Origin of the sequence: Synechocystis sp. FACHB-908 (assembly GCF_014698595.1) — a bacterium.
Classification (GTDB): Bacteria; Cyanobacteriota; Cyanobacteriia; order Cyanobacteriales; family Microcystaceae; genus Synechocystis.
Map to the genome: position 1 here is coordinate 1 of NZ_JACJTH010000049.1, position 9,240 is coordinate 9,240.

8 protein-coding genes are annotated in these 9,240 nt (G+C 40.9%); 6 read left to right on the top strand and 2 right to left on the bottom strand.

All coding sequences use genetic code 11. The features are described 5' to 3' along the window. Window positions 1-149: 149 nt before the first annotated feature. The 3 genes from H6G46_RS17765 (at window position 150) to H6G46_RS17775 (ending at window position 3,267) form a co-directional block, all read left to right on the top strand. The gene (locus tag H6G46_RS17765) at window positions 150-1,376 is read left to right on the top strand and encodes an AIPR family protein (RefSeq protein WP_011153899.1); all 1,227 of its coding nucleotides are present in this window, start codon (window positions 150-152) and stop codon (window positions 1,374-1,376) included. 321 nt (window positions 1,377-1,697) lie between these two features. Then, a complete protein-coding gene (locus tag H6G46_RS17770) occupies window positions 1,698-2,219 on the top strand; it encodes a CAP domain-containing protein (protein ID WP_011153900.1) in 522 nt (173 codons plus the stop codon). Window positions 2,220-2,457: 238 nt separating this feature from the next. Beyond that, a complete protein-coding gene (locus tag H6G46_RS17775; protein ID WP_011153901.1) occupies window positions 2,458-3,267 on the top strand; it encodes an NERD domain-containing protein in 810 nt (269 codons plus the stop codon). A gap of 43 nt (window positions 3,268-3,310) precedes the next feature. On the opposite strand, the gene H6G46_RS17780 is transcribed toward H6G46_RS17775, so the two are convergent. Next, window positions 3,311-3,874: a site-specific integrase gene (locus H6G46_RS17780; RefSeq protein WP_011153902.1), complete on the bottom strand. Its 564-nt coding sequence runs from the start codon at window positions 3,872-3,874 to the stop codon at window positions 3,311-3,313. Window positions 3,875-4,555: 681 nt separating this feature from the next. Here H6G46_RS17780 and H6G46_RS17785 point away from each other — a divergent pair. Together H6G46_RS17785 and H6G46_RS17790 are read left to right on the top strand one after the other, a co-directional pair. After that, complete coding sequence (locus tag H6G46_RS17785; protein ID WP_011153819.1) at window positions 4,556-5,806, top strand: EAL domain-containing protein; 1,251 nt, start codon at window positions 4,556-4,558, stop codon at window positions 5,804-5,806. Further along, complete coding sequence (locus tag H6G46_RS17790) at window positions 5,803-8,604, top strand: hybrid sensor histidine kinase/response regulator (RefSeq protein ID WP_106907947.1); 2,802 nt, start codon at window positions 5,803-5,805, stop codon at window positions 8,602-8,604. The genes H6G46_RS17785 and H6G46_RS17790 overlap by 4 nt, the downstream gene beginning before the upstream one ends. Window positions 8,605-8,649: 45 nt before the next feature. Here the strand turns inward: H6G46_RS17790 and H6G46_RS18720 are convergent, their stop codons facing one another. Further along, the gene (locus H6G46_RS18720) at window positions 8,650-8,784 is read right to left on the bottom strand and encodes a hypothetical protein (RefSeq protein WP_255347038.1); all 135 of its coding nucleotides are present in this window, start codon (window positions 8,782-8,784) and stop codon (window positions 8,650-8,652) included. Between the two features lie 271 nt (window positions 8,785-9,055). Between H6G46_RS18720 and H6G46_RS18325 the strand changes: the two genes are divergently transcribed. Next, a partial coding sequence (locus H6G46_RS18325) for a hypothetical protein (RefSeq protein ID WP_206754520.1) occupies window positions 9,056-9,240 on the top strand: 185 nt, incomplete at its 3' end.

Sequence of the window (9,240 nt, forward strand, 5' to 3'; positions counted from 1 at the left end):
CAGGTACAACAATGTTAGACAAACTACGTTATTTACAGGCTTTCATGTGTGAAAAAATAAGCTATGTACACTGGCTAAGGGAGTTAGCACTAAGGTGATGAATTTGCTTTGCTATAGGATTATTCTGTCTATTTTTAGGTCGTACATAAGTGCGATTCAACGATTCTGGGTCAGATGATGACAATTCTCTAGAGAGAATAAAAATTGAAGATAAAAATATTAGCGATTTGAACTTATTTAACTCAGTCTCTTCCTTTGTAGTTGATAATAAAGAAATTCAAGAAAAAATTAGATATGCTACAAATAGTATATCTAAAACAATTGAATTTGAAAAAAGAATTTCGTTACCTACAATAGAGAATATACAGCAGTCCTTCTTAGGTATTATTTCAGCTGAAGAATTAATTAAATTAATTACTGATTCGTCTAATAACATTTTGAGAGGGATATTCTATGATAACGTTAGAGATTTTCAAGGAGACAATGAAGTAAATACTGAAATTAGTAATACAATTCAATCAAGTTTTCAAGATCTTTTTGTCTTATTAAATAATGGAATAACGATTGTTGCCGAGCACGCATCACAAATATCTAGCAAATTAACTATTGAAGGATTTCAAGTTGTTAATGGTTGTCAAACTTGTCATGTTTTATATAACAATAAAAACCTGATTAATGATAAAATTTATATTTCCCTTAAGATAATTGTTTCTGATGATAATGATGTTAAGACTAGGATTATTAAAGCTACTAATCAACAAACAGTAGTAAAAAAAGAAGAATTAATTGCAATTACAGATTTTCAAAAAGAATTAGAATCTTACTATGAAGCTCAGCCTGAAGAATATAGACTTTACTACGAAAGACGATCTAAGCAATATGCATCTTTAACAAATATAGAAAAAGTTAGAATTATCACCATCCCACTCCAAATAAAAGCTTTTTCATCAATGTTTCTTGATTATGCCCATTTAGCAGGTAGATACCACGCAAATCTACTTACTTCAGTGAATGATAATATTTTCATTAATACTCACCAAAAAATTGCTTACTACGTTAGTGCTTATGCTAGCTATAAAATCGATTATTTATTAAGGAATAAACAAATCGACAAAAAATACAATCCATTCAAATACATAATACTAATGGGAATAAATTTATATTTGTCTGAACATAAAAAAACTAATAATATTTCATCTAAAAAGTTTGCTAGTTATTGTGAAATTATCAAGGAAAATCTTTGGGATGATGATAAACTTACGACAATGATCAGTCAGATTATAAATAATATCAATCATATTACTCAAACAGATCTTGACAGAAGTTATGCAAAGACAAGAAGTTTTATCGATACGTTTAAGGACAAATTCAAATAACTATAATAAGCGCCCCCAAAACCTCGCTCACCATTTTTCCATCCTCTCCTGACATTCCTTAGCCATAAATCTCACTGTTGATATCCTCTCACGGGGCACTAGGCGATCGCCAGAATTTCCCGAATCGAATCCAGCACCTCCGTAATATTGTGGGGTCGTCCAGCATTGCCACTAGACTTCATTCAGCTTTATCTTGAAAATATATTAGTTTTGAAGGTATTAAATCAGTAAAATTAAGTATTTAGTCAGTAAAAACTAATGGGAAGTTATCGATCGCCAAAATCCAAACAGATAACCACAGGGGTTTTCGTAGTAGTTGCCATGATTTTATTTCAGGGGAAAGATTCGCTCTACTATCACAACGGCAACGGTGGCGATAACTGGAAAATTGGCTCACCTCAGACCCATATATTCAATGCTCATCAGACTCGTTCCCTAGAAGACCTTCAAATCCAAGCCCTTACCCTGGTCAACCGCGATCGCCAATTAAACAACCTCGCGCCCCTGGTGGCAGACCCCTTGATTACCAAAACCGCCCAAGGTCATGCGGAAGATATGGCCAAACGGAATTTTTACGGTCACGATACCCCTGAAGGAAAGTCCCCCACCGACCGCTATCAAGCTTTGGGTGGTAAGGGTGGGGTCGGTGAAAATATTGTGGTCTTACCCGGCTCTCCACATTTTTCTCTCAACTATGGGCTGGTAGAAAGGTTTCAGAAAAGTTGGATGTATTCGGAAGGACATCGCAAAAACCTATTGACCCCGAATTACACTAAGTTTGGCTATGGCATTGCCACCAATCCCAATACTGCTAAAGTCTATGCTGTTCAAAATTTTCAATAGTCGCCATTAAACCCCTAGTAAAATATCAACACATAGGTCGGGCCCCCTACGGTTAAGGAACTATCATCAACTTATCGCTTGATTTCCTGAATTTCAGTCAGTGTAAATCTTCCTAATCCCCATAGTAAATAAAATGAAATAAAGCTTATTAGAGATGTTCGCAAAGAATTAAAATTTAAGAAATGGTTTCTATACTTTAGAATAGACTCTAATTTTCTACTTTCACCATTTATACGTTATGCTTGACTTCTCAGCAATTTCTGAAGCTTTGGATATATTTGATGGAGTTCGTAATGAAATTGTCGGTGCTGTGGGAGAATCAATCTTTAATCAAGCGGCAAAAAAATATCTAAGTGATGACTATATCCTAATTAATGACATTGTTTTAAAGTCTAGCAGCGGTACAACTCAGATAGATCAAGTTATAGTTTCAAAATTCGGGTTATTTGTTATTGAAATAAAGAATTATAAAGGTTGGATTTGGGGAGATGTTAATAGTCAGTATTGGGCACAAACTTTATCTAAGGGAAGCAAAAATAAATTTCAAAACCCCATTCGACAGAACTATAAACATATCAAAGCCCTAGAATGTCTCTTGAAATGTCAGCCAAATTATTTAAAATCATTAGTTGTTTTTTCATCTTTTTGCCAATTTAAAACATCATTACCTTCAAATGTTGTTCAAGGGGAAGCTGCATATATAAATTACATCAAAGAACATAAAGAATCTTTAATTTCAGATGATGAAGTTAAGGAAATTACCCAAAAAGTATTGGGAGCCAGATTAGATGCCAGTGAACATAGAAAGCATATCCAAAAAGTCAAGAATCAATATCAAAATGCTGATGAAAATACTGCTCCTGAATGTCCTAAGTGTGGAAAAAATATGGTATTGAGAAAATCTAAGTCAGGCCCTAATGTTGGGCGAAGTTTCTGGGGATGCAGTAGTTACCCTCAATGTCGAGGGATTGTCAATATTAAAACTGCTGAAGAAAAAGCCGCAGATGACATCAACAAAATGCACAAATTATTCAAGCGTCTTTTTTGATTAATCTTTGTTTCTTAATGATTGCCGTTAAACCCTAGTAATTTTAAAAAGAAATTGTTGACAAGGCTTGCTCCTTTTCCTGTTCAGAAACCTCCAGATAGTGAGATAGCACATTCAAATTCTTATGACCACTAATCTTTTGAATAACCCGTAGATTAATGCCCTTGCGACACATCATGGTTAATGCAGTGCGGCGGAAAGAATGGGTAGATACCCCCCTGACTTCAATCCTATCCGTAGCAGCTTTCAAAATTTTGTGGGCCATGGAAGGATGAAAATGTGACCCCACCCGTTTGCCCCGAAATACATAGGAAGATGAAAACCTAAAGCATTGTTGTTGCCGATACTCATCAAATAAAACTTGCAACGCCGGGGAAATGGCTACAGTGCGACTGGATTTGGTTTTAGTTTTTTCGATGCGGAAAGTCATGGCATCAGTGGTGACATCAGCCCAAGCCAGAGAACAGGCCTCTCCAATGCGACAACCAGTGTAAAGACAAATACCAAACAAGAGGCGATCCCTAGGAGTCAGCAACCCGATAGTGAACAGGTCGTGTAATTCCTGCTCAGTTAATACCTTTGCCTGCCCCTGACGGTTAATTTTCATTCAATAAAATTGAGGAAATATTGAATAGCTTCCACAAGCCTAATTCTATCGTGGATTTTTCCCGACTCTCCATCGCTCAACATAAATTATTGCTAATTATTCTCAGTTGATAAATTAGGGAAATTACTAATATTCCTCAAATTGCCCTGTACAGTGTTTTGCTTACGGAAACAATAGTTAAATGACCTGAAAAGTAAAATATAGGGGTTAAGGGCGATTCTCAAGGGTGTAATTTGTACTGTTTTATTCGCACAAACACCTTGAAAATAAATCATCCTTAAACTTTTCAGAAATTAAGCGATCGCCGTTGTGGCCACATCCAAATGTAGATTTACTGGTACGGATTTTTCAGGCGAGCTGAGTTAAGTCTTCACTAGATTCGTATAAATGTACTAAGCTTGTATGCAAATATATAGAGATGAGTCTATGATCGTCTAGCATATTTTTGTCGCCAATGACTATTTAGAGTACAATATCGAACAGAGCTTTGATATCGTCGCCTTATACCAATTCGCTAAAAGAATACGACAAATAAAATTTGGATAGCCCGACTGGACTGGACTATCGAAAATACATGTCTCTCCCATTTATAGAATTGGTATTATAAACAGTCAAAATTAAGAAAAATCTAAGGAAAAATAATATTTTCCGTAATTTTACTAAGCTCTGCCCTGCCTTACGGTGGTGGTCGGTGATCTTTTATCGTTATCGGCAAATATCGAGGTTGCTGTAGTGGAGAAAACAAAAGTCTCAAGAAGTTTGTTAGTCCTTGACGATGAAAAAGATGTCGCCGCCACGATCTGCATGATGGCCGCAACGGTCTCCTATGACACCGACCATGTTGATAATGCTGACATTTTCCTAGAGAAGGTAGTTACCTGGGCCCCAACCCACGTGGTGGTGGACTTAAAACTAGCTGATCGTGATGGAATAGAGGTTATCCGCAAACTAGCCGAGATGGAGTGCAACGCGGCAGTGATCATAATGTCAGGTTTAGGAGGGCGCATATTAGAATCTTCTGCCAGAGCTGCTGGTGAAAACGGACTTCAGCTTCTGGGTACACTGTCCAAACCATTCTCCCGTGCTGAACTTTTAGAGTTGTTGGCAAAGGATACCCATGAAACTCTTTCAATCCAGAGCTCCCCAATTTCTCCTGTTTCCGATAGGCAAATCGGCGATGCGCTAAAAGCAGAAGCTTTTGTTGCTCACTTTCAGCCCAAAATTTCCTGCCTGACTGGTGGACTGGTGGGATTCGAATGTCTAGCTCGCTGGCCTCAACCGGACGGTAGCATGATACCTCCAGATCAGTTTATCTGTTTCGCTGAGCAAAAAGGGCTAATTGATGCGCTGACCCGGCAAGTTTATGATTACGCATTGGCCAACTTGCCCCTATGTAACCTTAGAAATCAACTGAAATACGCTTTGAACCTTTCACCAATTAACTTAAAGGATGCAACTTTTCCACACTGGCTACGGAATAAATGCTGTGAGCACAATGTCAAGCCATCACAGATCATCCTGGAGGTTACAGAGACAGCTAGCATGGAAAATCCACTGGTGCTATTAGAGCATTTGACTCAGTTTCGCATCTATGGATTTCAGTTATCTATTGATGATTTTGGTGTAGGTTACTCCTCCCTTGTTCAACTGGCACGGTTGCCTTTTTCGGAATTGAAAGTCGACCAAATGTTCGTCAAAACTCTTGCTAGCTCTAAAGAGTCCCAGAAAATTGTTACCGCTGTGGTTGGTCTTGGGAAGTCCCTGGGATTGAACGTAGTAGCTGAGGGAGTGGAAGATGTATCGGCTCTGGGACTGCTGCAAGATCTTGGCTGCGACGAAGCCCAAGGATATTTTATAGGCAGGCCTATGGATCGTGTTTCCGCCGGGAATTGGAATGGGTTATCTGGGTTGTCACAAAAATGGGTACAATGAATCAACAAATGGATCTTCTGTACGAAAGACTTTTCAAAGCGTCACCAAGCAAAATTCTGGCGCTCCAACCCGACAGATTTGAGATCATTGCCGTCACGGATGAATACCTGAAGGCGACCGCTACAAAAGAAAGTGATATTGTCGGTAAGACTCTGTTTGAGGTATTTCCCGATGACCCCAATGACCCCAATGCGGATGGGGTAAACAGCGTGTCCGCCTCCCTGCAGAGAGTTATGTCGCTGAAAACAGCCGATATCATGGGTATACAACGTTATCCCATACGCCTATCCAATAGTACTTTTGAAGAAAAGTTTTGGAGTCCGGTAAATAGTCCCGTGTTAGATGAATTCGGAGCAGTCGAGTTTATTATGCACAGGGTAGAGGATGTGACGGCGATAGTTCATGAAAATAGTTTTGCCGTCCTCACAGAAATCACCAAAACTGAAAACCGCATTGCTCTTCAGGATATTATCCTGCGGTCAAGAGAACTAAAGCAGACTCTGTCGAAATTGCAGGAACATGAGGCTCGCATTCGCACTGCAGAGCGGATGCTAAGTCTTGGTACTTGGGAATATAATCCACAGACCGGCACGTTGAATTGGTCCAGGCATGTGTTTGATATCTACGGTATACCCCCTACTCAAAAAGCACTGGATGTGGAGGAATATTTCGCCATGGTACATCCAGATGATCGAGAAGCGTCCATTGCCGTTTATCAGTCCTTTATGGAAGAAAATGCCCCCCGAATTGCTTTTGAACATCGTGTGATCACCCGTAATGGCGGTGTTAGGTGCGTTAAAGGAGTTGGTGAACGTCATTGGACACCGGATGGTGAAATCGTGGTTGGCTGTGTTCAGGACATTACCTCGTTTATCAGAAATCGAGACAAACTTACCCAAGCGGAATACCTTCTACGTTTGGCGGGAGAAAAGGCCAGCCTAGGAGGTTGGCGTATCGAACTAGATCCTCCGGTTATCACTTGGACGTCGGAGACCGCGGTGATTCATGGTATGCCCCCCGATTACTCCCCCCCCGATGTGGGCACGGCAGTTCAGTTTTATGCGCCCGAATTTCGTGAATTCATCATGGAAGTTTTTGAACGTTGTGTTCAGCAGGGCGAGCCTTTTGATGTTATCTGCCAACTTCAAGTGCCTGACGGACGCAGACCTTGGATACGGGCCATTGGCGAGGCCGAACGGGACGCCCAAGGTAAGGTAATTGTTGTCCAGGGGGCGTTTCAGGATATTTCAACCCTACGGGAGGCCCAAGAGCGTTTCCAGTTAATATCCAAAGCCGCCAATGATGTGATCTGGGACTGGAATTTTGCTACCAATCAAGTCTGGTGGAATGACTCCATAACAGATCTGTTTGGCTATGCTTTGTTAGATATGGAGCCGGGACTAGAATCCTGGACGCTACGCATTCACCCGGATGACAAAGAGCGTGTTCTCCACAGTATTTATCAAGTTATCGACGGTGAAGAAAATTACTGGGAATGCGATTATCGATTTATGAAAAGCGATGGCCAGTACGCGAATGTCATAGACCGTGGTTTTGTGACTCGCGATGGACAAGGCAAAGCCACCCGTATGGTTGGGAGTATGCTGGACATAACTGAGCGTATGGCAATGGAACAAAGGCTACGGGAATCTCAAAAAATGGAAGCGGTGGGGCACCTGACCGGCGGTGTGGCCCATGATTTCAACAATTTATTAACGGTTATCCTGGGTAACGCTGAAATGTTGGCAGAACTGGTGACTGATCCAGACCTACAGAGTATGGCTGAAATGACATTATCAGCCGCTAAACGTGGTGCTGAACTAACCCGCCATTTGCTGGCCTTTGCGCGCCGCCAACCCCTTGACCCCAAACCGAAGAATATTAATCATTTAGTGGAGGCGATGTGGGGACTTATTCGCCGAACCCTGCCGGAAAATATTGAGCTTGAATTTGCCCCTGACCCCGATCTGGGTATTGCCGAGGTCGATGCTAATGAATTGGAAACAGCATTGCTAAATCTGGTAGTCAATGCCCGTGATGCCATGCAAGATGGTGGCAAATTAATCATTGAGACTTCCTCTGCTGTGCTGGACAATGATTACGCCGCTCTCCACTGTGAAGTGATACCGGGTGACTATGTAATGATTTGCGTTTCGGATACTGGCATTGGCATGAGCGCAGATACGGTAAGCCATGCTTTTGAGCCCTTTTTTACTACCAAACCAGTAGGCAAAGGTAGTGGCCTTGGCTTAAGCATGGTCTTTGGTTTTACGAAACAATCAGGTGGACACATAAAAATTTATTCTGAACTCGGTGAAGGTACTTCCATCAAGCTGTATTTCCCTAAGGTGAAAGACGCTCAGCGAATAAACTATCAACCGGCGAAGGAACTAATACCCAAAAGCGGCACGGAGCATATCCTGGTTGTCGAGGATGACGATCTGGTGCTGAGGCATCTTGAAGGTCAGTTACGTTCTCTGGGGTATCGGGTGACGGCTGTTACATGCGGCCCCAATGCAATTGAGGCTCTGAAAGCCCATAGTGATATTGACTTACTGCTTACAGATATTATTATGCCCGGCGGTATGAATGGGCGGGAATTAGCTGATCTAGCCAAGGCAACATATTCAAAACTCAAAGTTCTGTTTACCTCTGGCTACACCGAGAATGCCATCATTCACCATGGTCGCCTTGATCCGGGGGTAGACCTGCTAAGTAAACCCTATAACCGTTTGGAGCTGGCAACTAAAGTGCGGCGGGTGCTGGATAAAGACCTGAATCCTATTACCTCATACTGAATGTAAATAAGCACATCCAGGTTGGTAATTTTCACAGATGAAAGTTTAGTGGTGAACAAAACTAAACTTTTCAGAAATTAGCGATCGCCGTACTTCCACCGTTTGCTGTAGGGTTTGGGGCGAATATTGCCGTTGCAGTTCCGGGGATAGCAAAGCGCAAGCCATGCTGTAATCGGCCATAGTTAGGAGATCGCCAGGTTAGAAACCCCTAGTAAAAATTATTGGGGTCGATTTATCTGGACAAAATTTCCTATCTTCATTGGTAAATATCGTTAAATTTTAGACCTTACTTAATAGCATCCCCAATAATCAACTCAGCAGTTAATCAAGGTTGTCAAAGCATTAGTGGATAAATCAGCAAAGCTTTAAAGAAAGTTAAATTTTTCAATATTTGTGGTCATTTTTATTTAGCTATTGGACAATATAAATTATTAATTTTAAGGAGTTCATTATGGACTTTAACCCCAATGAGTGGCCTACCCATAAACAAGGTGAGATTGTCCGCCAACTAATACTAGATGCATTGGACAGTCCAAAGACTAAGGAAGAATTGTCCAGTTTGTGCAACAAGAGCGTTAGACAAATCACTAGACATTTACACCGTTTGTCCAGCGAAAACAAGATTTTGTCCACTGG